Annotated in this window: 22 protein-coding genes; 21 read left to right on the top strand and 1 reads right to left on the bottom strand. The window is 67.6% G+C overall.

The window, feature by feature from the left end:
- Positions 1 to 2: 2 nt before the first annotated feature.
- On the bottom strand, positions 3 to 788 hold the full coding sequence (gene map / locus VG561_RS02240) for a type I methionyl aminopeptidase (RefSeq protein WP_005412748.1): 786 nt from the start codon (positions 786 to 788) through the stop codon (positions 3 to 5).
- Between the two features lie 230 nt (positions 789 to 1,018).
- On the opposite strand from map, the gene VG561_RS02235 reads away from it, so the two are divergent.
- The 21 genes from VG561_RS02235 (at position 1,019) to VG561_RS02135 (ending at position 23,331) form a co-directional block, all read left to right on the top strand.
- Positions 1,019 to 1,549, top strand: a complete 531-nt coding sequence (locus VG561_RS02235) for a Csu type fimbrial protein (RefSeq protein WP_032956855.1) — start codon at positions 1,019 to 1,021, stop codon at positions 1,547 to 1,549.
- Positions 1,549 to 2,298: a fimbrial biogenesis chaperone gene (locus tag VG561_RS02230; protein ID WP_049403820.1), complete on the top strand. Its 750-nt coding sequence runs from the start codon at positions 1,549 to 1,551 to the stop codon at positions 2,296 to 2,298. Before VG561_RS02235 ends, VG561_RS02230 begins: the two co-directional genes overlap by 1 nt.
- A gap of 7 nt (positions 2,299 to 2,305) precedes the next feature.
- Positions 2,306 to 4,675, top strand: a complete 2,370-nt coding sequence (locus tag VG561_RS02225) for a fimbria/pilus outer membrane usher protein (RefSeq protein WP_423179341.1) — start codon at positions 2,306 to 2,308, stop codon at positions 4,673 to 4,675.
- Positions 4,672 to 5,709, top strand: coding sequence for a Csu type fimbrial protein (locus tag VG561_RS02220; RefSeq protein WP_423179340.1), 1,038 nt, complete (start codon positions 4,672 to 4,674; stop codon positions 5,707 to 5,709). Before VG561_RS02225 ends, VG561_RS02220 begins: the two co-directional genes overlap by 4 nt.
- A gap of 152 nt (positions 5,710 to 5,861) precedes the next feature.
- The gene (locus VG561_RS02215; RefSeq protein ID WP_041863203.1) at positions 5,862 to 6,077 is read left to right on the top strand and encodes a hypothetical protein; all 216 of its coding nucleotides are present in this window, start codon (positions 5,862 to 5,864) and stop codon (positions 6,075 to 6,077) included.
- The gene (locus VG561_RS02210) at positions 6,077 to 6,775 is read left to right on the top strand and encodes a fimbrial biogenesis chaperone (protein ID WP_049403809.1); all 699 of its coding nucleotides are present in this window, start codon (positions 6,077 to 6,079) and stop codon (positions 6,773 to 6,775) included. Before VG561_RS02215 ends, VG561_RS02210 begins: the two co-directional genes overlap by 1 nt.
- A gap of 220 nt (positions 6,776 to 6,995) precedes the next feature.
- Positions 6,996 to 7,802 (top strand): 30S ribosomal protein S2, encoded by an 807-nt coding sequence (gene rpsB / locus VG561_RS02205; protein ID WP_005408748.1) that lies wholly within the window; start codon positions 6,996 to 6,998, stop codon positions 7,800 to 7,802.
- Positions 7,803 to 7,927: 125 nt separating this feature from the next.
- The gene (gene tsf / locus VG561_RS02200; RefSeq protein WP_032956847.1) at positions 7,928 to 8,803 is read left to right on the top strand and encodes a translation elongation factor Ts; all 876 of its coding nucleotides are present in this window, start codon (positions 7,928 to 7,930) and stop codon (positions 8,801 to 8,803) included.
- A 258-nt stretch (positions 8,804 to 9,061) separates the two neighbouring features.
- Positions 9,062 to 10,600 carry a sensor domain-containing diguanylate cyclase gene (locus VG561_RS02195; protein WP_401730129.1) on the top strand — a complete coding sequence of 513 codons (1,539 nt, stop codon included), beginning with the start codon at positions 9,062 to 9,064 and terminating at the stop codon, positions 10,598 to 10,600.
- Positions 10,601 to 10,721: 121 nt separating this feature from the next.
- Entirely contained in the window at positions 10,722 to 11,450 is a 729-nt protein-coding gene (gene pyrH, locus VG561_RS02190) for a UMP kinase (protein WP_075075661.1), read from the top strand.
- A gap of 96 nt (positions 11,451 to 11,546) precedes the next feature.
- On the top strand, positions 11,547 to 12,101 hold the full coding sequence (frr, locus tag VG561_RS02185; protein WP_014646499.1) for a ribosome recycling factor: 555 nt from the start codon (positions 11,547 to 11,549) through the stop codon (positions 12,099 to 12,101).
- Positions 12,102 to 12,106: 5 nt separating this feature from the next.
- A complete protein-coding gene (uppS, locus tag VG561_RS02180) occupies positions 12,107 to 12,874 on the top strand; it encodes a polyprenyl diphosphate synthase (RefSeq protein ID WP_032956844.1) in 768 nt (255 codons plus the stop codon).
- Positions 12,871 to 13,707 carry a phosphatidate cytidylyltransferase gene (locus VG561_RS02175; RefSeq protein WP_014646497.1) on the top strand — a complete coding sequence of 279 codons (837 nt, stop codon included), beginning with the start codon at positions 12,871 to 12,873 and terminating at the stop codon, positions 13,705 to 13,707. The genes uppS and VG561_RS02175 overlap by 4 nt, the downstream gene beginning before the upstream one ends.
- A gap of 2 nt (positions 13,708 to 13,709) precedes the next feature.
- Positions 13,710 to 14,900: a 1-deoxy-D-xylulose-5-phosphate reductoisomerase gene (locus VG561_RS02170; protein WP_049403801.1), complete on the top strand. Its 1,191-nt coding sequence runs from the start codon at positions 13,710 to 13,712 to the stop codon at positions 14,898 to 14,900.
- Between the two features lie 55 nt (positions 14,901 to 14,955).
- Positions 14,956 to 16,314: an RIP metalloprotease RseP gene (gene rseP / locus VG561_RS02165; RefSeq protein ID WP_014646495.1), complete on the top strand. Its 1,359-nt coding sequence runs from the start codon at positions 14,956 to 14,958 to the stop codon at positions 16,312 to 16,314.
- Between the two features lie 74 nt (positions 16,315 to 16,388).
- A complete protein-coding gene (gene bamA, locus VG561_RS02160; RefSeq protein WP_032956838.1) occupies positions 16,389 to 18,752 on the top strand; it encodes an outer membrane protein assembly factor BamA in 2,364 nt (787 codons plus the stop codon).
- A gap of 381 nt (positions 18,753 to 19,133) precedes the next feature.
- A complete protein-coding gene (gene lpxD, locus VG561_RS02155) occupies positions 19,134 to 20,156 on the top strand; it encodes a UDP-3-O-(3-hydroxymyristoyl)glucosamine N-acyltransferase (RefSeq protein ID WP_014646493.1) in 1,023 nt (340 codons plus the stop codon).
- On the top strand, positions 20,153 to 20,611 hold the full coding sequence (gene fabZ, locus VG561_RS02150; RefSeq protein ID WP_005415845.1) for a 3-hydroxyacyl-ACP dehydratase FabZ: 459 nt from the start codon (positions 20,153 to 20,155) through the stop codon (positions 20,609 to 20,611). Before lpxD ends, fabZ begins: the two co-directional genes overlap by 4 nt.
- 16 nt (positions 20,612 to 20,627) lie before the next feature.
- The gene (gene lpxA / locus VG561_RS02145) at positions 20,628 to 21,419 is read left to right on the top strand and encodes an acyl-ACP--UDP-N-acetylglucosamine O-acyltransferase (RefSeq protein WP_014646492.1); all 792 of its coding nucleotides are present in this window, start codon (positions 20,628 to 20,630) and stop codon (positions 21,417 to 21,419) included.
- Between the two features lie 53 nt (positions 21,420 to 21,472).
- The gene (gene lpxB / locus VG561_RS02140) at positions 21,473 to 22,675 is read left to right on the top strand and encodes a lipid-A-disaccharide synthase (protein WP_134967132.1); all 1,203 of its coding nucleotides are present in this window, start codon (positions 21,473 to 21,475) and stop codon (positions 22,673 to 22,675) included.
- Complete coding sequence (locus tag VG561_RS02135; protein ID WP_014646490.1) at positions 22,672 to 23,331, top strand: ribonuclease HII; 660 nt, start codon at positions 22,672 to 22,674, stop codon at positions 23,329 to 23,331. The genes lpxB and VG561_RS02135 overlap by 4 nt, the downstream gene beginning before the upstream one ends.
- Positions 23,332 to 23,389 lie beyond the last annotated feature (58 nt).

Below are 23,389 nucleotides of genomic sequence, written 5' to 3'. Positions count from 1 at the left end.
CTTCAGGAAACCTGCGACTCGCCTGGCGACAGGGTCAGCACGTCCACGCCGGTCTCGGTGACCGCGATCATGTGCTCCCACTGCGCCGACAGCTTGCGGTCCTTGGTCACCACGGTCCAGCCATCCGGCAGCACCTTGTTGTAGCGGGTGCCCTCGTTGATCATCGGCTCGATGGTGAAGGTCATGCCGGGCTGCAGCACCAGGCCCTGGCCCGGGCGGCCGTAATGCACCACCTGCGGCTCGTCGTGGTAGACCTTGCCGATGCCGTGGCCGCAGTACTCGCGCACCACGCTGAAACGCTCGCCTTCGGCGTAGCTCTGGATGGCATGGCCGATGTCGCCCAGGGTGGCGCCCGGACGCACCGCACGGATGCCGCGCCACATCGCTTCGTAAGTGGTTTCCACCAGGCGGCGGGCCATCACCGACGGGGTGCCGACGAAGTACATGCGGCTGGTGTCGCCGTGCCAGCCGTCCTTGATGACGGTGACGTCGATATTGATGATGTCGCCATCCTTGAGCACCTTCCCTTCACTGGGGATGCCGTGGCAGATGACATTGTTGACCGAGGTGCACACGGTCTTCGGGAAGCCGCGGTAGCCGACGTTGGCCGGAATGGCACCCTGCACGTTCACGATGTGGTCGTGGCAGATGCGGTCCAGTTCCTCGGTGGTGACACCGGGCTTGACGTGGGGGGTGACGATGTCGAGCACTTCGCTGGCCAGGCGGCCGGCGATGCGCATCATCTCGATTTCCTGCGGGGTTTTCAGATTCACGCTCATGGCACCCATTATCGCCGATCCGGCCGCAATCTGAACGAACGCCGCCCAACTGGCGATCCGGGCCATGCACGATTCCGGCAAGGAAAGTGAAAGCGTGATGGCCTCCACTCTTGCGCCTGCCTATTTATCACGGATTACAGACACTTACGCCTCCTAAGCTGGACCCACTGTCGTCAAAGCGGCGCCGAACGTGCCGTCTTCGCCTTGTTCAACGGACCTTCGGGTCAGGGAGGTTGTCCATGCGATCCCCAGTTCGATCCCCGCTGACATGGGTCATGGCCGGGCTGCTGCTTTCCAGCCCGGCGCTGGCCGCCGACACCACCACCTTCAACGTCACCCTGGTGGTCACCAAGGCCTGCACCATCACGGCGGCGGCCGCCACCAACGTCGACTTCGGCACGGCGGCCTCGACCACCGCCACGCCCACCCTGGGCCAGGGTACGGTGACCGCGCAGTGCTCGGCACTGACGCCCTACACGATTGCGCTGAACGCGGGCGCCAACGCCGGCACCGCCAACGACGTCACCACCCGGCGCATGAAGAACACCAATGCCGCGGTGACCGCCAACAACTATGTCGGCTACCAGCTCTACCAGGATGCCGCACATACCCTGGTCTGGGGCGCCACAACCGGCACCAATACCCAGGCCGGCATCGGCACTGGCCTGGCCGTGCCCTACATCGTCTATGGCCAGATCCTGAACCTGAGCACCAACAACCCGGCCACCGGTAACTACCTGGATACGGTTACCGCCACGATCACCTATTGATGGAGCACGCCCGCATGGCCGGACCCCGCCCGTGGCGCGCCACCGGCGTGGCGCTGCTCGCCCTGTACCTGCTGGCCCCCGCCGGTGCCGGCGCCACCAGCCTGCAGGTCGCCCCGACCAGCCTGCAGCTGGAAGCCCGCCAGCGTGCCGGCGAGCTGTGGCTGACCAACAGCGGCACCTCACCGGTGACGCTGCAGGTGCGCGTGTTCCGCTGGGTGCAGCAGGACGGCCAGGAACAGCTGCTGCCCACCGATGAAGTGATGGCCACGCCGCCGATGCAGGAACTGGCCGCCGGCCAGCAGCAGCTGGTGCGGGTGATGCGTCCGGACAGCGAGCCCCCGCCTGCACAGCGGCACTACCGGCTGATCGTGGACGAGGTACCCGACCTGGCCACCCGTGCCGAGGGCATGCAGTTCGTGCTGCGCTATTCGATCCCGGTGTTCGTGCAGCCTTCGGCCGGCCGCCTGGCCCCACGGCTGCAGGCGCACCTGGTGAAACTGGCGGACGGCCGCAATGGCGTGGAAGTCGCCAATACGGGCGACAGCTACGCACAGATCGCCGATCTTGCGCTGGGCAGCGCCGCGCGCCCGCGCATTGTCCATCCCGGGCTGCTGGGCTACGTGCTGCCGGGCCAGGTGATGCGCTGGCCGATCGAACGCACGGCGATCGACCGCGACAACGACCAGATCACGGCCAAGCTCAATGGCGAGTCGGAACAGACGCCACTGTCGCCCCCACCGGCTCGCTGAGGCGTTGATGGGCGCGCTGTTGGCGGCCCTGGCTCCCGCGGCGACCGAGGCCGCCGATGTGTCCGGCGTGGCGGCCGTTGATGTATCCGGCGTGTCGGCCGATGCCATCCTGCCTCCCCCGACCCCGCTGACCGCCAGCCAGGCGCTGTACCTGGATGTGTCGCTCAACAGCACCCCGCGCGGCCTGCTGCCATTCACCGAGAACCGCGGCCGGCTGCAGGCCAGCCCCGAAGTGCTGCGCCAGCTTGGCTTCAACGCCAGCGGCGATGCGCCGGTCTACCTGGACCAGATCAGCGGTGCGGTGGTGCGCTATGACGCGCACATGCAGACCCTGGCACTGGACGTGCCGCTGGACCAGCTCATCCTGCCCACCACCGTGCTCAGCCGCCCGCAGACGCGCGCGCCCACCGGCAACGCCTCGCCCGGCGCGCTGCTCAACTACGACGTCTACGGCAGCCGGGTGGACACGCTCGGCAACCTCAGCCTGAGCGCGGAGCTGCGCGTGTTTGGTATCGGCAACGGCACCTTCGAAAACACCGCCATCAGCCGCCGCTACCAGCAACCCGGCGACCGCCATTGGCGCGGCGAGAGCGTGCGCCTGGACACACGCTGGAGCCTGGATTTCCCGGACAGTGCAACCACGCTGGAGGTCGGTGACTTCTACAGCGGCTTCGTCGACTGGACCCGCCCGGTTCGCCTGGGCGGCCTGCAGATCGGCCGCAACTACGGCCTGCAGCCCTACCGCGTGCTCACGCCCACGCCGAGCTTCCTCGGCCAGGCGGTGGTGCCCTCCACGGTCGAGCTGTATGTCGATGGCCTGCGCCAGTACAGCGGCCAGGTACCGGTCGGGCCCTTCCAGCTGGCGGCGCAGCCCGGCATCAGCGGCACCGGTAACGCGCAGGTGGTGGTGACCGATGCGTTCGGCCGCATGCAGACGCTGGATTTCAGTTTCTATGGCACCCAGCAGCTGCTGGCCAGGGGCCTTTCGGACTGGTCGGCCGGCGTCGGCCACCTGCGCGAGGACTTTGGCCAGCGCTCCTTCGCCTATGACGATCGCACGGTGGCCAGTGCCAGCTGGCGCGGCGGTGTCACCGACACGTTCACCGGCGAGGCGCATGCCGAAGGCGGCGGCGGCCTGGCCCAGGCCGGTGTCGGTGGCTGGTGGCTGCTCGGCGCCGCTGGCGTGTTCAATGCCGCCTATGCGCACAGCGGCTACCACGGCCTGCAGGGTGGGCAATGGGCGCTGGGCTACAGCTGGAACAACCGTCGCTTCAACGTCAATCTGCGCAGCGTACGCAGCCACGGCGACTACCGCGACCTCGGCGCGCTGCAGGGCAACCTGCCGCCGAGCATCAGCGAGCAGGCCACGCTCGGCCTGGACCTGCTGCGGCTGGGCACGCTCAGCGCCAGCTATCTGCGCCTGCGCTACCCGGATGGAGACGACAACCGCTATGCCAGCCTGTTCTGGTCACGTACCTGGAGCCAGCGCTGGTCGGCCTATCTTTCGGTAAACCAGAACCTGGACCGCAGCGACGACCGCAGCATCTACCTGTCGGTGACTGCCAGCCTGGGCAACAACCGCCAGGCCAGCCTTTCGAGCCAGCGCAACGGCGACAGCCAGAGCTGGGTGGCGGACGTGACCCAGCCAGTGCCGGGCGATGGCAGCGCCGGCGGCGTCGGCTGGCGCGCGCAGCTGCGCCACGGCGAGGACGGCAACGGCGGCCTGGCCGAGGTCGGGATCCTCAACGATGTCGGTCGCTACTCGTTCGGCGCCTCGCGCCAGGGTGGACTCAACTATGCCTACGCCAGCGCCAGCGGCAGCCTGGTGTGGATGGGCGGGCACGCCTTCGCCACGCGCGAGGTGTCCGATGCGTTCGCGGTGATCAGCACCAATGGGGTGGGCGGCGTCCCGGTGCGGCTGGAGAGCCGCCTGATCGGCGTCACCGATGATCGCGGCCTGCTGCTGGTCAGTCCGTTGCTGTCCTGGCAGCGCAACCGGGTCTCGATCGACACCCTGGACCTGCCCGAAGACATGCGCGCCGACCGCATCGAGGACTGGGTGACCCCGCGCCAGCGCGCCGGCACCCGCGTGACCTTCCAGCTGCGCTCGCGGCCGTCACTGAGCCTGACCCTGCTGGCAATGGACGGCCAGCCTCTGGAGGTCGGCAGCGAGGTGCGGTTGCCCGATGGCCGCCAGGCCACGGTCGGCTACGACGGCCTGCTCTATCTGGAAGACGTTGCCGCCGGCAGCGTGCTGTACGTCACCACCAGCCGCGGCCCCTGCCGCGTGAAAGTGCCGGACCTGCCCAAGGTGGTGGCGTCCGGCGCACGGCCGAAGCCGGCGCCGCAGCAGTGCATCCCGGAGGTGGCGCCATGAGGGTGCTGCTGCTCGTCCTGCTGCTCTGGGCCGGCCTGCTGGCAGCGGCGCCCGCCGGTGCCACCGCGGTCTGCACGGCGGTCGCCAATCCGACCCTGCCGTTCGGCAACATCAACAGCAATGCACCCGGCCCGAGTACGGCCAACCTCAACATCACGGTGACCTGCACCACCGCCGCGCTGAGCCTGCTGGCCACCACCGGCGTGCGCGTCTGCGTGGGCATCGGCGCAGGCAGTGGCGGCGGCAGCAGTTCCACCTTCCGCACGATGGCCACCTCCAGCAGTGACACCCTGAATTTCCAGCTGTACAACAACGCCAGCTTCGGCCAGGTCACCGGACTGGTGCCGCGCGGCACGCCACCTGCGCAGGAACTGACCATGACCTACAACGTGCCGCTGGTGACGGGCGGCAGCGGTGCGCAGTCCATACAGCTGTTCGGGCAGATCCCGGCCAACCAGATCCTGGCCTCCGGCGCGTACAGCAGCACCTTCAGCGGGGCCAACGTGGTCCTGACCTGGGCCTGGAACGAAGTCCTGCTCGGTACCGCCACCGTGCCCGCCACCTGCAATGGCGGCGCCACCGGCACCAACAGCGCCAGTGCAGCCTTCAGCTTCACCGCCACCGCCAACGTGCTGCCGCAATGTGGCAGCTACGTCACCACCACCATGGACTTCGGCAACGTCACCGGCGGCATTCCGGCCAACATCGACCGGACCGCCACCCTCACCCTGACCTGCCTGAAGAGCACTGCCTTCCAGGTCGGCCTCGACAACGGCCAGAACAATCCCACTGCCACCACCACCCGGCGCATGGCCACCACCCTCGGCGGAAGCACCTATTACCTCGCCTACGAGCTCTACCGGGACTCGGCGCGGAGCCTGCGCTGGGGCAATACCCTGACCGTCGACACGGCCAGCGGCACCGGTACCGGCAGCGCGCAGCAATTGACCATCTATGGCCGGGTGCCACCGGTCAGCGGCCAGCCGCCGGCCGGCACCTACAACGACCTGGTGACGGTGACGATCACCTACTGACCGGCGTGCCGACCAACGGTCGGCACCCACCGGACGAAGGCCGTGCCGAGCGCCGGCTCGGCGCTACAGTTCCGGCACATCCCGCCGATACCGCGCAGCAAGTCTTTCAGCATGGTGGATGGCAGGTGGTTCGCACATTCCTGATCGGGGCAATGCTGGTCGCCAGCCTGCCGGCATGGGCCGAACCCAGCAGCCCCCTGCAGATCCGGCTGACCGTGGTTGAATCCTGCAGCGACGATGGCGGCGGCATCCGCTGCCCGGCACCGCACCAGCGCAGTGACGCACCCCAGGCGCCGCGCCAGGTCCGCGAGCTCGCACCACCGGCGACGGACGAGAACGCAACACCCTCCGTGACCCTCATCTACTGATGCGCGCGTTGCTGATCCTGCTGGCACTGCTGCTGGCACTGCCTGCCGCAGCGCTGGAGCTGTTGCCGACCACCCTGCAGCTGCCGGCCCAGGGCGGCAGCGCCGAACTGTGGTTGCACAACCCCGGGCCCGGCCGCTGGCAGGGCCAGGTGCAGGTGCTGGCGTGGGATCAGCAGCTGGACGCCGAACGACTGCACCCCAGCGACCAGATCCGGGTCAGCCCGGCGCGGCTGGACCTGGCCCCCGGCAGCACCCAGCGCGTCTGGCTGTTGCCAGGCGATCCGCCAGCGGCGGCCGCTGAACAGGCCTATCGGGTCGTACTGGCACCGACGTTGCCGGGGTTGCCGCGCTATTCGCTGCCGCTGTTCCGCGGCCCAGCGGGGCCAGCACTGCAGGCCCGGCTGCTGGGCCGCGTCGAGGCCCACGGGTCTCTGGCCGTACTGCGACTCAGCAATGCCGGTACCCTGCACGGCCGCCTGCACGATCTGCGCTTCATCACGGCGGACGGCCAGGCAACGCTGCTGACGGCTGGCCTGGCCGGCTACATTCTGGCGGGCCATGAACGCCGCTGGCCCCTGCCTGCCCGCGCCGATGGCTATGCAGGCGGCCGCTTCCAGGCACGCCTGCAGGACGGCCGCGAGGTCGATCTGGCCGCAACTGACCCTGCAATTGCAGCAAGCGCCCCCAGCGGGCTATAATCGACCGGATTCCTGCCGCCAGCGTGCGCGGGAACCCGTCCACACCGGACGTCACCGGTGAATCCACACCTGCTGCCCCCATCCGTGCCGGGGTGCTCCGCAAGGAGTTCGGCCACGGAGGCAACAGGGAAGCCCAACCCCGGAACCGATCGCGCTTCCACGCGTCCCGCATACCTATCCCCGCGGGCGGAATCGCTGGTTCCATGTCAGGAGTATTGCAATGCCCCAGGTCACCATGCGTCAGATGCTGGAAGCCGGCGTCCACTTCGGCCACCAGACCCGCTACTGGAACCCGAAGATGGCTCCGTACATCTTCGGCGCCCGCGGCAAGATCCACATCATCAACCTGGAAAAGACCGTCCCGCTGTTCAACGACGCGATGAACTTCATCTCGTCGGTTGCCCAGAAGCGCGGCACCGTCCTGTTCCTGGGCACCAAGCGCAGCGCCCGCGAAACCATCAAGGAAGAAGCCGAGCGTTGCGGCATGCCGTTCATGAACCAGCGTTGGCTGGGCGGCACCCTGACCAACTTCCGTACCGTCAAGCAGTCGGTTGCCCGCCTGAAGGAACTGGAAGCCGGTGAAACCGACGGCACCTTCGAGAAGCTGGTCAAGCACGAAGTGCTGGGCCTGCGTCGCGAGCGCGACAAGCTGGAAGCCTCGCTGGGCGGCATCAAGGACATGAACCGCCTGCCGGACGCCATCTTCGTGATCGACATCGGCCACGAAGACATCGCGATCAAGGAAGCCAAGAAGCTGGGCATCCCGGTCATCGCCGTGGTCGACACCAACTACAACCCGGAACTGGTTGATTACGCCATCCCGGGCAACGACGACGCCATCCGCGCTGTGCAGCTGTACGCCCGCGCCGCTGCCGACGCCGTGCTGGAAGGCAAGGCGGCTGCCCCGCACGCCGCTTCGGTGCGCGAGGAAGAATTCGCTGAAGCCGCTGCTGAAGGCGAAGAGAAGCCGGCCCGCCGCGCTCCGGCCAAGAAGGCTGCCAAGAAGGGCGACGACGCCCAGGCCTGATCCAGGCCCCGGGTGGACGCCCGGCGTCCACCCTCCCTGCACGCAGCCATCGGCGCGTGACAGGACCGTGTCACACGGGCCGGCCACCATGCCGGCCCAACCCCTTTCTTTCGTGAGGTAATCCCGTGGAAATCACTGCTTCCCTGGTCAAGGAACTGCGCGAGCGCACCGGCGCCGGCATGATGGAATGCAAGAAGGCGCTTACCGAAGCCAACGGCGACATCAACGCCGCTGCTGAAGCCATGCGCAAGTCCGGCGCCGCCAAGGCCGACAAGAAGGCTGACCGCGTGGCCGCCGAAGGCCGCCTGGGCCTGGCCCAGGACGGCGGCAAGGCCGTGCTGGTCGAAGTCAACTCGGAAACCGACTTCGTCGCCAACGATGACAACTTCAAGTCCTTCGTCAACGCCGTCGCCGCTGCTGCCCTGGCATCGGGCGCCAACGACGTCGAAGCCGTGAAGGCCGCCACTCTGGCCGACGGCCGTACCGTCGAGGAAGCCCGCGCCACCGCCGTGCAGACTCTGGGTGAGAACATCCAGATCCGCCGCATGGTCAAGGTCGACACCACCGGCAACATCGGCGCCTACGTCCACACCAACGGCAAGGTCGGCGTGCTGGTCGACCTGATCGGCGGCGACGTCGAGCTGGCCCGTGGCCTGGCCATGCACGTGGCCGCGCTGAAGCCGCCGCACAACAAGGCTGCGGACGTCCCGGCCGAGTTCGTCGAGAAGGAAAAGGAAATCGAGCTGGCCAAGATGACCGATAAGGACAAGGCCAAGCCGGCCGACATCCTGGAAAAGATCATCAGCGGCAAGATCAACAAGATCGTCAGCGACGTGACCCTGTACGGCCAGACCTACGTGCTGGGCGACACCACCGTCGAGCAGGTGGTCAAGGCCGCCGGCGCCGACGTGGCAGGCTTCAAGCTGCTGATCGTCGGCGAAGGCATCGAGAAGGTGGTGGAAGACTACGCCGCCGAAGTTGCCAAGGCGATGCAGGTCTGATTCCAGCCTTCCGGCTGTGAAGCGACCAGAAGGAGCCGCGGGAAACCGCGGCTCTTTTTTTATGCATGGGCCCAGGGATCAACCCATGGCCCACCGGTGGGTGCGCACCGTTGGTGCGCACAACCGGCACCTTTGCGTTGCGCGCGAATCAAGCCGATACTCGGCGCAGGGAATCCACAGTCATTTAGCAGGAACGAAAATCGCGGACTGTGATGCATTCCTAGGTATTCTTGTCCTAATGGAATTGAACGACCCGACATGCCTCCCGAGCTGACAGCTGCCCTGGCGCTCTGCCGCAACCTGCCTTCGCCACCCGGTATTGCCCTGCGCATCATCGAACTGGCCCAGGACCCGGAAGCGGACATCGCCACCGCTGCCGACATCATCGCCATCGACATGGCGCTGAGCGCTCGCATGCTGCGCATCGCCAATTCGCCGCTGTACGCCAGCCGCCGCCGGATCGAGAACCTCGGCCAGGCGCTGACCATGCTGGGCCTGAACGCCACGATCAGCCTCGCCCTCGGCTTCACTGTCACCCAGGGCCTGACCGGCGGCACCGGCGCCGACCACGACCTGCGCCAGCGCGCGTGGAAGCGCAGCATCCTCAGCGCCCTGGCTGCCAGCCAGCTGGGCCAGGCGCGCGGCCTGCGCCGGCTGGAAGAACTGATGCTGGCCGGCCTGCTGCAGGACCTGGGCGTACTGTGCCTGGCCCAGGCCGAGTCGGAGCGCTACCTGCCGCTGCTGCGCGAGGCACGCGACAACATCGACCTGGTCGCCCGCGAACGCGAGGAACTGGGCTGCAGCCATGCCGAGGTCGGCGCGTGGGTGGCCGAGCAATGGGGCCTGCCCCGCTACCTGGTGGAGAGCATCAGCCACAGCGAGGACGAGGACACCGCCGAATCGCCGTTCCAGGCCTGCGTGCAGCTGTCCGGCGCGGTGGCCGACATCTGGCTGGACAGCGACGCCGACGCCGCGCGTGAGCGCGCCCTGCAGCAGGTGCACGACCGCCTGGAGCTGGACAGCGCGCGCTTCGACCAGGTCCTCGCCCGCATCAGTGAAGCCCTGCCCGACATCGCCAGCCTGTTTGATGCCGGCCTCAATTCCCCGGCGCGGGTGCGCGAGCTGATCGATCACGCGCAGGAGCTGGCCACGCTGCGCAACCTGCGCGAACTGCAGGACGCCGACCAGGCACGACGCCGCGCCGACGAGTTCGAGGCGCGCGCCAAGCGCCTCGCCGACCAGGCCCATCGTGACGCGTTGACCGGCGTGCTCAACCGCCGCCAGCTGGAAGCGGTGCTGGAGCAGGAATTCCTGCGCGCCGGCCGCCAGGGCTGGCCATTGTCAGTGGCCTTCATCGACCTGGACGACTTCAAGAAGATCAACGACGCCCACGGCCACCTGACCGGCGACGAGGTACTGCGCGCCTTCGCCGGCAAGCTGCAGGGCCAGCTGCGCAACAGTGACACCGTCGCCCGCTTCGGCGGCGAGGAATTCGTCGCGCTGCTGCCAAACACCAGCGAAAGCGTGGCCCTGGACGTGATCCGCCGGGTGCTGGCCAACATCGTCGCCACGCCGATGGCCGAGCTGGAGGGCGGGCCGCTGTTCGTCACCTTCTCCGCCGGCGTGGCCACCCAGGGTGGCTACGAGCGCTTCGCCGACGTGCAGGACCTGCTGCGCGCAGCCGACGACGTGCTGTACCGCTCCAAGAACCTGGGCCGCAACCGGGTGATCGCCCGCTCGCCAGGTGCCCTCGGCCACGACGAGCTGTCGGCCACCGCTGGCGCCGAGCTGGGCTGAACGGGAAGCCCCGTTTGACCGCGGCGAACGACCGGATTCTGCGCCGCAGTGCACAAAACACTTTGGCACGACGCCGCATGCGCGTAGAATCGCCCGCGATTTCCACGCACCCGAGGTCCTCATGTCCAAGCTCGCCTATCGCCGCATCCTTCTGAAACTGTCCGGGGAGGCGCTGATGGGAGACGAGGACTACGGCATCGACCCGAAGGTCATCAATCGCCTGGCCCGCGAGGTCATCGAAGCCCAGCAGGCCGGTGCCGAAGTGGCGCTGGTGATCGGGGGCGGCAACATCTTCCGCGGCGCCGGCCTGGCCGCCGGCGGCATGGACCGGGTCACCGGCGACCAGATGGGCATGCTGGCCACGGTCATCAACGCCCTGGCCATGCAGGATGCCCTCGAGAAGCTGGGCGCCAAGGCCCGCGTGATGAGCGCGATCAAGATCAACGACGTGTGCGAGGACTACATCCGCCGCCGCGCCATCCGCCACCTGGAAAAGGGCCGCCTGGTGATCTTCGCCGCCGGCGTCGGCAGCCCGTTCTTCACCACCGATTCCGGCGCCGCCCTGCGCGCGATCGAGATCGGCGCCGACCTGCTGCTGAAGGCCACCAAGGTCGATGGCGTGTACGACAAGGACCCGAACAAGCACAACGATGCGGTCCGCTTCGACAGCCTGAGCTACGACGAAGTGATCCGCCGCGGCCTGGAAGTGATGGACACGGCGGCCTTCGCATTGGCCCGCGACAGCGACCTGCCGATGCGCGTGTTCGACATGGGCCAGCCGGGCGAGCTGCTGAAGATCCTCAACGGCGCGAACATCGGCACCCTGGTCCAGGGCCGCGACCCGGCCTGAGCCTGAGCGCAAAGCGGCGATCGGGCCGATTCAGGCCCGGCAGCGTCCCGTATTCGCCTATAATCGCCCGATTCCAGATACATCCAGGACCGGGCGATGCTCAACGACATCAAGAACAACGCGCAGACGCGCATGGCCAAGAGCATCGACGCTCTGAAGCACACCCTCACCTCCATCCGGACCGGGCGTGCCACGCCTGCCCTGCTGGACCGCGTGACGGTCAGTGCCTATGGCAACGCCAGCACCCCGCTGAACCAGGTTGCCTCGATCTCCAACGCCGACGCGCACTCGCTGCTGGTCACGCCGTTCGACAAGGGCATGATCAAGGAGATCGAAAAGGGTCTCTACAACGCCGAGTTCACCCCGAACACCCTCGGCACCGCGATCCGCATCAACATGCCGCCGCCGACCGAAGAGCGCCGCAAGGAGCTGGCCAAGCAGGTGCAGAAGGAAGGTGAAGGCGCCAAGATCGCGATCCGCAACATCCGTCAGGACGCGAACAAGGAAATCGCCAAGCTGGTCAAGGACAAGGCGATCAGCGAAGACGAGAAGAAGCGCGGCGAAGACGACATCCAGAAGCTGACCGACGCCAACATCAAGGACGTCGACAAGGTCGTCGCCGACAAGGAAAAAGAACTGCTGTCGGTCTGAAGTCGATGCCTTCAGCCCCGCCTCCGTTACCGGCCGCCCTGCCCCGCCACATTGCCATCATCATGGATGGCAATGGGCGCTGGGCACAGCAGCGCCGTCGCCCCCGCGTGATCGGCCACCGTGCCGGCGCGCGCGCGGTCAACCGCACCATCGAGCGCTGCCTTGAACTGGGCATTCCGGCGCTGACCCTGTTCGCCTTCTCCAGCGAGAACTGGGGCCGGCCGCAGGAGGAAGTGGATGCATTGATGAAGCTGTTCCTCGGCGCGCTCGACCGCGAGGTGGACGAGCTGCACCGGCGCGGCGTGCGCGTACGCTTCATCGGCGAACGCGAGCGCTTCGGTGCCGGGCTGGTCAGCCGCATGCAGCTGGCCGAACAGCGCACCGCCGACAACACCACCCTGACCCTGTCGATCGCGGCCAGCTATGGCGGCCGCCAGGACATCGCCCGCGCCGCGCGCGCCCTGGCCGTCGAAGTGGCGGCCGGTCGCCTGTTGCCCGAGCAGATCGACGAATCGCTGCTGGGCAGCCAGGTCGCCCTTGCCGACCTGCCGCCGCCGGACCTGTTCATCCGCACCGGCGGCGACACCCGCATCAGCAACTTCCTGCTGTGGCAGCTGGCCTACACCGAGCTGTGGTTCACCGAGGCCCTGTGGCCGGACTTCGATGCCGGGCAGCTGCAGCAGGCGCTGGACGCCTATGCCGGCCGCGAGCGTCGTTTCGGCCTGACCAGCGCCCAGATTGCCGCACTGGCCACCGAGACTTCCAGCCCATGACCAAGACCCGAGTCCTCGCCGCGCTGATCATGGCGCCGGTTGCCATTGCGGCGATCCTGCTGCTGCCCACGCAATGGCTGGCCGCCGCCGCCGCTGCGGTGCTGCTGATCGGCCTGTGGGAATGGCTGAAGCTGGCCGGTATCGAAGACACCCTGGCACGCACCGTACTTCTGGTGCTGAACCTGCTGCTGATGGTGCTGCTGGTCTGGGCCGATGGCAGTACGCTGGTGCTGTTCCAGATAACCACGCTGGCCGGCGTTGCCTGGTGGCTGGCCGCGCTGGTCTGGCTGCGCTTCTTCAATTTCGGTGCACAGCCGTCGGCGCCCTCGCGCATCCTGAAGATGCTGGCCGGCACGCTTGCCATCGTGCCCGCCTGGGCCGCGCTGGTGCTGATCCATGCCGGTGGCGATCCGCCGGGCAAGCAGGGCCACCTGTGGCTGCTGGCTGCACTGGCACTGGTGTGGGCGGCCGACTCGGGCGCCTACTTCGCCGGCCGCCATTTCGGCAAGCACAAGCTGGCCCCGCGGATCAGCCCCAACAAGACCTGGGAAGGCCTGTTCGGCGGCCTGTTGGCCGGTGTCGCCGTGGCCGTCGGCCTGGGCTGGCTGGCCGGGATCGATACCGCACACCTGCCGGGCCTGCTGATCACCGCGGTCGTGGCCGTGTTCGCCTCGGTGCTGGGTGACCTGTTCGAGAGCCTCATCAAGCGCCACGCGGGCGCCAAGGATTCGGGCCACCTGATCCCGGGCCATGGCGGCGTGCTCGACCGGGTCGACGGCGTCCTCGCCGCCGTCCCGGTGTTCGCGCTGGGCAAGGAAATCTTCGGGTTCTGACCATGAATGCTGCTGCAGACCTGCGCCGGGTCGCCGTATTCGGCGCCACCGGCTCGATCGGTGCCTCCACGCTGGACGTGATCGCCCGCCACCCGCAGCGCTACCAGGCGACCGTGCTCGCCGCCGGACGCCAGGTGCAGGGGCTGCTGGCGTTGTGCCGCCAGCACAAACCCGCGCACGCGGTGATCGCCGACGAATCGCTGTTTGCCGAACTGCGTGACGGCCTGCGCGACGCCGGACTGGCCACCGAAGCCCATGCCGGCCATGCCGCGTTGGACCAGCTGGCCGCCAGCGACGCCTGCGATACCGTGGTCGCGGCCATCGTCGGCGCTGCCGGCCTGTCCTCGACCCTGGCCGCGGCCGCCGCCGGCAAGCGCATCCTGCTGGCCAACAAGGAATCGCTGGTGCTGGCCGGCGAACTGCTGACCCGTACCGCCGAACGTGCCGGTGCCGAAATCATCCCGATCGACAGCGAACACAGCGCCATCTTCCAGTGCCTGCGCTCGCGCGACGCCAGCGTCGACGGCGCCGGCGTGCGCCGGATCCTGCTGACCGCCTCCGGCGGCCCGTTCCGTGGCCGCAGCCGCGCCGAACTGGCCCAGGTCACCCCGGCCCAGGCCGTTGCCCACCCGAAGTGGTCGATGGGACCGAAGATCTCGGTCGATTCGGCGACGTTGATGAACAAGGGCCTGGAAGTCATCGAGGCCCACCACCTGTTCGGCGTGCCCGGTGAACGCATCGAAGTGCTGGTGCACCCGCAGAGCCTGGTCCATTCGCTGGTCGAGTTCGTCGACGGCTCGACCCTGGCGCAGATGGGCCTGCCGGACATGCGCACCACCCTCGCCGTTGGCCTGGGCTGGCCACAGCGCATCGAATCGGGCGTGGCCGGGCTGGACCTGCTGGCCCAGGGCCGGCTGGATTTCGAGGCCCCGGACACCGACGCCTTCCCCTGCCTGGCCCTGGCCTGGCAGGCGATGCAGGCCGGCGGCACCGCACCGGCGGTGCTGAATGCTGCCAACGAGGAGGCGGTTTCAGCGTTTCTTCAGGGCCGGATCGGTTTCCTGACGATCCCGGCGCTGGTTGCTAACGCTCTTTCAACACTGCCGACGCAAGCAGCCGATACACTGGAGGTCCTGTTGTCCGCCGACCAGCGGGCACGCCAGCTCACCCTGAACGCCATCGACGCCGCCTGAACGACCGCCTCGCCCAGCATGACGCCGCCGCCCCTGCCCGCCACTGTGAGCCTGCATGACTGACTTCATCGGATCGGTCTGGTGGATGATTGTCAGCCTCGGGCTGCTGGTCACGTTCCACGAGTTCGGGCATTACTGGGTCGGGCGCCTGTGCGGGGTCAAGATCCTGCGTTTCTCGGTCGGCTTCGGCCGGCCGCTGTGGTCGCGCCGCGACCGGCATGGTACCGAGTTCGCCATCGCCGCCATTCCGCTGGGTGGCTACGTGAAGTTCCTCGACGAACGCGAGGTCGAAGTCCACCCGCACGAGCGCGGCCAGGCCTTCAACCACAAGACCGTCTGGCAGCGCATCGCGATCGTTGCCGCCGGCCCGATCGCCAACCTGCTGCTGTGCATCCTCCTGCTGTGGGCGATGTTCGTGATCGGCAAGCAGGATTACTCGCCCACCGTCGGCCGCGTCAGCGGCATCGCCGCCAGTGCCGGCCTGGCCAGCGGCGACCGCGTGCTGCGCGTGGACGACCGCCAGGTGGTCACCCTCGGCGAGGCCAGCATGGCACTGACCGCGGCCGCGATGGACCGCCGCGACGTGAAGCTGGAAGTGCTGGATACGGCCGACCAGGTGCGCACGCGCACCCTGCCGCTGTCGCAGCTGCCGGCGGGTTTCGATGAGCGGCGGGTGCCGATCCTGGCTGGCATGTACTGGCAGTCGTGGCTGCAGCCCGCGCTGGTCGAGTCGCTCACCGCGGACTCCGTGGTGGCCGGGCAACTGCAGCCGGGCGACCTGATCGTGGCCATTGACGGCCAGCGCATCGACGGCGCCGACCAGGTGATCGGCGAGATCCAGGCGCTGGGCCGTGCCGGTGGCCCGGGCATGATCGAGGTCCTGCGTGGCGGCGAGCGCCTGGCGCTGGAAGTGACGCCACGCAAGGGCCAGGACGCCAAGGGCGGCCCCACGTGGCAGATCGGCGTTCAGTTCCCGACCAAGTTCAGCCCCCCCTACGACACCCTCCTGCGCTACGGCCCCCTGGACTCGGTCACCGTCGCGGTACGCGAAACCGGCCGCCTGGCGGCCGACTCGCTGGGCATGATGGGCCGCATCGTCACCGGCAAGGCCTCGCTTCAGAACGTTTCCGGGCCGGTCACCATCGCCCGCGTGGCCAATGTCTCGGCCAAGCGCGGCCTCGACTGGTTCCTGCAGTTCCTTGCCCTGCTGTCCCTCAGCCTGTGCATCATCAACCTGCTGCCGATCCCGATCTTGGACGGCGGCCACCTGCTGTATTACCTTATCGAGTTGGTCAAGGGCAGCCCGCTGAGCGAGCGTGCCATCGCCGCCGGCCAATACATCGGCCTGGCGTTGCTGGCCGGGCTGATGGGGTTGGCGTTCTACAACGACATCCTCGGCCTGGTCCCGCGATGAACTTTTCCATGTTGTTGCCGTCTACAGCGTCGGCATCCCGCACCAATGAAATCGACCTTCCTACCGGACGTGACATGACGCGACTCCCCAATCGCCGCCTGCTGGCCCTCGCCCTCGCCGCCGTCACCGGCGCTCCCGCCCTGGCCCAGGCAGCCGAGCCCTTCACTGTCAGCGACATCCGCGTCGATGGCCTGCAGCGCATCAGCTCGGGCACGGTATTCACCTACCTGCCGGTGGAACGTGGCGAGACGGTCACCGACAACAAGGTCGGCGAGACGATCCGCGCCCTGTACAAGACCGGCTTCTTCGAAGACGTGCAGCTGGACCGCCAGGGCACGATCCTGGTGGTGACCGTCAAGGAACGTCCGGCGATCAACAAGCTGACCGTGACCGGCAACAAGGACATCAAGTCCGACCAGCTGCTCAAGGGCCTGTCCGACATCGGCCTGACCGAGGGCGGCACCTTCGATCGCCTGAGCCTGGACCGCGTGACCCAGGAACTGCGCCGCCAGTACAACGACCGTGGCAAATACAACGTCGACATCACCCCGACGGTGAGCCCGCTGGACCGCAACCGCGTGGACATCGCCATCGCCATCAAGGAAGGCAAGGCGGCCAAGATCCGCCACGTCAACCTGGTCGGCACCGAAAAGTTCGAGAGCAAGGACATCCTGGAGACCTGGGAGTCCAAGGAGCACAACTGGGCGTCGTGGTACCGCCGTGACGACCAGTACTCCAAGGAAAAGCTGTCCGGTGACCTGGAAAAGCTCAACTCCTGGTACCTGGACCGCGGCTACGTCGATTTCAGCATCGATTCCACCCAGGTCTCGATCAGCCCCGACAAGCGCGACATGTTCCTGACCGCGGGCGTGACCGAGGGTGCGCAGTACAAGATCTCCGAGATCAAGGTCAGCGGCGACACCATCCTCCCGCAGGAGGACGTCGAGCGCATGGTGATCCAGAAGTCCGGCGACACGTTCTCGCGTGCCCTGCTGGAATTCAGCTCGGACACCATCACCAATTCGCTGTCCAACATCGGCTACGCGTTCGCCAAGGTGAACCCGATCCCGACCACCAACCGCGCCGAGCAGACCGTCGCCATCAACATGCAGGTCGTGCCCGGCCCGCGCGTGTCGGTGCGCCGCATCCTGTTCCGTGGCAATACCCGCACCTCCGATGAGGTGATGCGCCGCGAAATGCGCCAGTTCGAGAACAGCTGGTACTCGCAGGCCGCGATCGACCGCTCCAAGATCCGCCTGCAGCGCCTGGGCTACTTCGAATCGGTGGAAGTGGAGACCCCGGCCGTCAGCGGCAGCAACGACCAGGTCGACGTCGTCTACAACGTCAAGGAAACCACCTCGGGCAGCTTCGTGTTCGGCCTGGGCTACTCGCAGTCCTACGGCATGACCACCTCGGTGCAGCTGTCGCAGAACAACTTCCTTGGCGGCGGCAACCGCGTGTCGGTCGAAGCCTCGCGCAGCAGCTACCTGCAGCGCTACGGCTTCAGCTACACCAACCCGTACTTCACCGATGACGGCGTGTCGCTGGGCTATAACCTGTCCTGGCGCGAACTGGACTACTCCGACTTCAATACCGCGCAGTACAACAGCACCAATGGTTCGGCGCAGGTGGTGTTCGGCGTGCCGCTGACCGAGACCGATACCGTCTCGCTGATGTTCGGCATCGACAGCAACCAGATCACCACCTACCAGGGCTCGACCCCGCAGTCGATCATCGACTACATCAACGCGGTCGGTAAGCGCACCTTCCACGCCTGGCGCACCGAGCTGGGCTGGGCGCGCGACTCGCGCAACGACTACTTCATGCCAACGCGCGGCACCTACCAGCGCATCGGCCTGGAAACCACGCTGCCGGGTTCGACCATCGAGTACTACAAGCTGAACTACCAGATCAGCAAGTACTGGCCGATCATGCCGTCGCTGGTGATCAACACCCGCGCGGAAATCGGCTACGGCGATGCCTACGGCAACGACTACACCCGTACGCTGACCAATCCGGATGGCACCACCCGCACCGTCACCGCCAGCGGCCTGCCGTTCTTCGAGAACTTCTACGCCGGTGGCACCAACTCGGTGCGCGGCTTCGAGGACAACACCCTCGGCCCGCGCGAAGTCACCACCGGTTATCCGGAAGGCCAGCCGCTGGGTGGTTCGCTGAAGACCGTCGGTTCGGTCGAAGCCTACTTCCCGCGCCTGTTCGACAGCCCGTCGGCACGCGTGTCGGCCTTCGTCGACTTCGGCAACGTCTACAATGGCACCCAGAACTTCAAGGCCAACGAGCTGCGCGTGTCCACCGGCGTGGCCCTGCTGTGGCGCGCCCCGGTCGGCCCGATCTCGATCAGCTACGCCTTCCCGCTGAAGAAGGAAGACGATGACAAGATCGAGCGTCTGCAATTCACGTTCGGTGGCCAGTTCTGAGGAACGTTGTTCCTCAGAACTGATCCACCTCCGGTGAATTGCCCGCGCATTTCACCTATCCCCCGCGCCGCTGGCGCGCCCCCCTTAACAAAGGGGGGCTCTCCACCAGACGGGGCGCGAAGCGCCGGGCATTGCCCGGCGTTTTCGTTTTGCAGATGACACTGCACGGCACGGGCTTTTGGCCGCGCTTGCGGGAAATTGTCCAGAGGCGGCGGATGGCCCTGGACAGGACCGTTGGCGCCATGGATGGCGCCATCGAGCACCATGGAGGGGGTTTTGCGTGTCCTGGCCAGGGCCACCCGCCGCCTCCCGCCCGTACCAGGCAGGCGCCAAGCCCTGCCCCCGCATGACCGAAATGGCGTCACACGTTAAACTCCCGCCGTGAATACTCCCACCTACACCGCCCAGCAACTCGCCGAGCAGTTCGGCCTGCAGGTCCATGGCGACCCCGCCACCGCCATCCATGGCGTGGCCACCCTCGCCCATGCCGGCCCTGGCCAGCTGACCTTCCTTGCCAACCCGCGCTACCGCGCCCAGCTGGCCGACAGCCAGGCCTCGCTGGTGGTCCTGCGTGCCGACGACGCCGAGGCCGCCCCGGGCACTGCGCTCGTCGCCAAGGACCCGTACACCGCGTTCGCCAAGATCGCCGCGCTGTTCGACATCGCGCCGACCCGCCCGCCGGGCATCCACCCCAGCGCCGTCATCGACCCCAGCGCCCAGGTGGCCGCCAGCGCCCATATCGGCCCGTTCGTTTCGGTCGGTGCGCGCAGCGTGGTCGGCGAGAACTGCATCATCGGCACCGGCAGCGTGATCGGCGAGGACTGCAGCCTGGATGCCGGCTGTGAACTGATCGCCCGCGTGACCCTGGTCACCCGGGTCACGCTGGGCAAGCGCGTGCGCGTGCATCCCGGTGCCGTGCTCGGCGCCGACGGTTTCGGCCTGGCGATGGACGCTGGCAAGTGGATCAAGGTGCCGCAGCTCGGCGGCGTCCGCATCGGCGACGATTGCGAGATCGGCGCCAATACCTGCGTCGACCGCGGCGCGCTGGAAGACACCGTGCTGGACGAGGATGTGCGCCTGGACAACCTGGTGCAGATCGCCCACAACGTGCAGATCGGCGCGCATTCGGCCATCGCCGGCTGCACCGGCATCGCCGGCAGCGCCAAGATCGGCCGCTACTGCCTGCTTGGCGGCCACGTTGGCGTGGTCGGCCACCTCGAAATCTGTGACAAAGTCGTGATCACCGGCAAGTCGGTGGTCCGCAACTCCATCCATGAGCCAGGCGAGTACTCGTCCGGCACCCCGTTGACCGACAACCGCACGTGGCGCAAGAACGCCGCGCGCTTCAAGCAGCTGGACGCATTGGCTCGCCGCGTCCTGGCTGCTGGCAAGGAGAAAGAATGAACGATTCGCTGCAGCTTCCGATCGATGTCTGCCAGATCCAGGAACTGCTTCCGCACCGCTACCCGTTCCTGCTGGTGGACCGGGTGCTTGAACTCGACGTCGAGGCCAAGCGCATCCTGGCGCAGAAGAACGTCAGCATCAACGAGCCGTTCTTCCAGGGCCACTTCCCGGGCCGCCCGATCATGCCCGGCGTGCTGATCATCGAAGCGCTGGCGCAGGCCGGCGGCGTCATGACCCAGCTCACGCTCGGCCGCGATGCGCAGTCCAAGCTGTTCTACATGGTCAAGGTGGAAAACGCCCGCTTCAACAAGCAGGTCGTGCCCGGCGACGTGCTGATGCTGGACGTGCAGATGAAGCGCCTGATCCGCAACATGGGCTGGTACTACGGCGAAGCCAAGGTCAACGGCGAAGTCGTCGCGTCGGCCGAGGTCATGTGCGCCGGCGCCAAGGGCTGATCCACTGGAGGCAGCAATGACTGACAACGCACCGCGGATCCACCCCACCGCCGTCATCGATCCGGCCGCGCGCCTGGCCGACGATGTGCAGGTGGGCGCCTTCACCCTGATCGGCCCCGATGTTGAAATCGGCGCCGGCACGGTGGTGGGCCCCCATTGCAGCATCCACGGCCCGACCCGGATCGGCCGCGACAACCGCTTCGTCGGCCACGCCGCGATCGGTGGCGAGCCGCAGGACAAGAAGTTCGCCGGTGAGCGCACCGAACTGGTGATCGGCGACCGCAACGTGTTCCGCGAGTTCGTCACGCTCAACCGTGGCACCGGCGGCGGCGGCGGCATCACCACCATCGGCAACGACAACTGGATGCTGGCCTACACGCACGTGGCGCACGACTGCCATGTCGGCAATTTCTGCGTGTTCTCCAACAACACCACCCTGGCCGGCCACGTGACCGTGGGCGACTACGTGATCATCAGCGGCTTCGCCGGTGCCCACCAGTTCTGCCGCATCGGTGCGCATGCCTTCCTCGGCATGGGCGCGCTGACCAATGGCGATGTACCGCCGTTCACCATGGTCGGTACCGATTCGCTGGGCCGCCCGCGCGGCATCAACAGCGAAGGCCTGAAGCGCCGCGGCTTCGACGCCGACCGCATCTCGGCCATCAAGCGTGCCTACCGCACGCTGTACGTGGCCGGCCTGCCGTTGGCCGAAGCCAAGCAGCAGCTGACCGAACAGGCGCGTGACAGCAATGACGTGAAGGCCATGCTGGACTTCATCGAGCACGCCGAGAGGCCCTTGCTGCGATGAGCAGCACGACCGGCCAGGCGGCGGCCGGCGCCGCGGTGATTCCGTTGGCCTCGATGGCCGGCAGCGTTCCCGCACAGCGGGTGCTCAGCGAGCGCCCGTTGCGGATCGCGCTGGTTGCCGGCGAAGCGTCCGGCGACCTGCTCGGTGCGGGCCTGGTGCGTGAACTGAAGGCGCGCTTCCCGAATGCCGAGTTCGCCGGCATTGGCGGCGATGCCATGCGCAGCGCCGGCTGCCAGACCTGGCACGATGCCAGCGAGCTGGCGGTGATGGGCCTGACCGAAGTGCTGCGCCACCTGCCGCGGCTGCTCAAGCTGCGCTCGGCGTTCCGCCAGCGCGCCCTGGAATGGCAGCCGGACGTGTTCATCGGCATCGACGCACCCGACTTCAACCTGGGCATCGAGCGCTGGCTGAAGCAACGCGGCGTGCGCACCGTGCATTACGTCAGTCCCTCGGTCTGGGCCTGGCGCGAGAAGCGCGCCGAGAAGATCGGCAGCAGCGCGGATCTGGTGCTGTGCCTGTTCCCGATGGAACCGCCGATCTATGCCAGGCACGGCATCGACGCACGCTTCGTCGGCCACCCGATGGCCGATGACATTCCGCTGCAGGGCAACCGCGAGGAAGCCCGTGCCGCGCTCGGGCTGCCGACCTCGGCCAAGGTGCTGGCGGTGTTGCCGGGCAGCCGCCTGGGCGAGATCTCGCGCCTGGGCGAGCCCTTCTTCGAAGCCGCCTGGCAGGTCTCTGAACGCATTCCGGGCCTGCATGTGGTGGTGCCTGCCGCCAACCCGGCCTGCCGGCAGCTGATCGAAGAACAGCTGTCGCGCTCGGCATTGCCGGTGGCCTACTCGCACGTGCTGGATGGCCAGGCGCGCAACGCGATGATCGCCGCCGACGTGGTGGTGCTGGCCTCCGGCACCGCGACCCTGGAAGCCATGCTGGTGAAGCGGCCGATGGTCGTCGGTTACCGCGTCAACGAACTGACCTATCGCCTGGTCAAGGCGCTGGGCCTGATCAAGGTCGACCGCTTCGCCCTGCCCAACATCCTGGCCGGCCAGGACCTGGCGCCGGAGCTGATGCAGCACGACTGCACGCCGGACAGGCTGGCCGCGGCCATCCAGCAATGGTTCGACCACCCGCAGCGGGTGATCGACCTGCAGGACACGTACGTGCGACTGCACGAGCGCCTGCGCCGCAATGCTTCGGCGCGTGCCGCCGATGCCGTCGGCGAACTGCTGATGCGCGACCAGGCGCAGGCATGAGCCGCCGTCACGCCGCAGCGGCCAGCCTGGCCCTGTTCGACGGCGCGACGGTGGTCGAGCCGGAACGCCTGGTCGCTGGCGTCGACGAGGCCGGACGTGGCCCGCTGGCCGGGCCGGTGGCGGTGGCGGCGGTGGTATTCGATCCGTCACGGCCACGCATCAACGGCCTGGACGATTCCAAGCAGTTGACGGCGGCCCGCCGCGAGCAGCTGCATGACCGCATCATCGAGCGTGCCCTGGCCTGGCACGTGGTGCTGGTGGACGTGGACACCATCGACCGCCTGAACATCTACCAGGCCACCCTGCAGGGCATGCGTGACGTCGTTGCAGCGGTTGCCCATGTGGCCGGCTTCGCCCGCATCGATGGCAACGTGGTGCCCAAGGGCCTGGTGCTGCCGGCGCAGGCGCTGGTCGGCGGCGATGGCATCGACCGCGCGATCATGGCCGCCTCGATCCTGGCCAAGGTTTCGCGCGACCGTTACATGCAGGACGTGCATACCCGCCACCCGCAGTACGGCTTCGAACAGCACAAGGGCTATGGCACCCCGGCCCACCTGGCCGCCCTGCGCGAGCACGGCCCCTGCATGGAGCACCGGCGCAGCTTCGCCCCGGTGCGTGAGTGCCTGGGCCTGACGCAGGCGGCGGCCATCGCCTGAGCCTGCTGGAGTTGTAGAGCCGAGCCCATGCTCGGCTGCTGTGGACAGCCGAGCATGG

The sequence above is a fragment of the Stenotrophomonas sp. CASM110 genome (genome assembly GCF_049384345.1).
GTDB lineage: Bacteria > Pseudomonadota > Gammaproteobacteria > Xanthomonadales > Xanthomonadaceae > Stenotrophomonas > Stenotrophomonas muris.
This window is presented reverse-complemented; position numbering and strand designations above follow the sequence as displayed.

What these genes read in the sequence shown, in the direction of transcription:
- map (WP_005412748.1), bottom strand. Translation starts at nt 788, where the DNA reads ATGGGTGCCATGAGCGTGAATCTGAAAACCCCGCAGGAAATCGAGATG.
- VG561_RS02235 (WP_032956855.1), top strand. Translation starts at nt 1,019, where the DNA reads ATGCGATCCCCAGTTCGATCCCCGCTGACATGGGTCATGGCCGGGCTG.
- VG561_RS02230 (WP_049403820.1), top strand. Translation starts at nt 1,549, where the DNA reads ATGGAGCACGCCCGCATGGCCGGACCCCGCCCGTGGCGCGCCACCGGC.
- VG561_RS02225 (WP_423179341.1), top strand. Translation starts at nt 2,306, where the DNA reads ATGGGCGCGCTGTTGGCGGCCCTGGCTCCCGCGGCGACCGAGGCCGCC.
- VG561_RS02220 (WP_423179340.1), top strand. Translation starts at nt 4,672, where the DNA reads ATGAGGGTGCTGCTGCTCGTCCTGCTGCTCTGGGCCGGCCTGCTGGCA.
- VG561_RS02215 (WP_041863203.1), top strand. Translation starts at nt 5,862, where the DNA reads ATGCTGGTCGCCAGCCTGCCGGCATGGGCCGAACCCAGCAGCCCCCTG.
- VG561_RS02210 (WP_049403809.1), top strand. Translation starts at nt 6,077, where the DNA reads ATGCGCGCGTTGCTGATCCTGCTGGCACTGCTGCTGGCACTGCCTGCC.
- rpsB (WP_005408748.1), top strand. Translation starts at nt 6,996, where the DNA reads ATGCCCCAGGTCACCATGCGTCAGATGCTGGAAGCCGGCGTCCACTTC.
- VG561_RS02195 (WP_401730129.1), top strand. Translation starts at nt 9,062, where the DNA reads ATGCCTCCCGAGCTGACAGCTGCCCTGGCGCTCTGCCGCAACCTGCCT.
- pyrH (WP_075075661.1), top strand. Translation starts at nt 10,722, where the DNA reads ATGTCCAAGCTCGCCTATCGCCGCATCCTTCTGAAACTGTCCGGGGAG.
- frr (WP_014646499.1), top strand. Translation starts at nt 11,547, where the DNA reads ATGCTCAACGACATCAAGAACAACGCGCAGACGCGCATGGCCAAGAGC.
- uppS (WP_032956844.1), top strand. Translation starts at nt 12,107, where the DNA reads ATGCCTTCAGCCCCGCCTCCGTTACCGGCCGCCCTGCCCCGCCACATT.
- VG561_RS02175 (WP_014646497.1), top strand. Translation starts at nt 12,871, where the DNA reads ATGACCAAGACCCGAGTCCTCGCCGCGCTGATCATGGCGCCGGTTGCC.
- VG561_RS02170 (WP_049403801.1), top strand. Translation starts at nt 13,710, where the DNA reads ATGAATGCTGCTGCAGACCTGCGCCGGGTCGCCGTATTCGGCGCCACC.
- rseP (WP_014646495.1), top strand. Translation starts at nt 14,956, where the DNA reads ATGACTGACTTCATCGGATCGGTCTGGTGGATGATTGTCAGCCTCGGG.
- bamA (WP_032956838.1), top strand. Translation starts at nt 16,389, where the DNA reads ATGACGCGACTCCCCAATCGCCGCCTGCTGGCCCTCGCCCTCGCCGCC.
- fabZ (WP_005415845.1), top strand. Translation starts at nt 20,153, where the DNA reads ATGAACGATTCGCTGCAGCTTCCGATCGATGTCTGCCAGATCCAGGAA.
- lpxA (WP_014646492.1), top strand. Translation starts at nt 20,628, where the DNA reads ATGACTGACAACGCACCGCGGATCCACCCCACCGCCGTCATCGATCCG.
- lpxB (WP_134967132.1), top strand. Translation starts at nt 21,473, where the DNA reads ATGGCCGGCAGCGTTCCCGCACAGCGGGTGCTCAGCGAGCGCCCGTTG.
- VG561_RS02135 (WP_014646490.1), top strand. Translation starts at nt 22,672, where the DNA reads ATGAGCCGCCGTCACGCCGCAGCGGCCAGCCTGGCCCTGTTCGACGGC.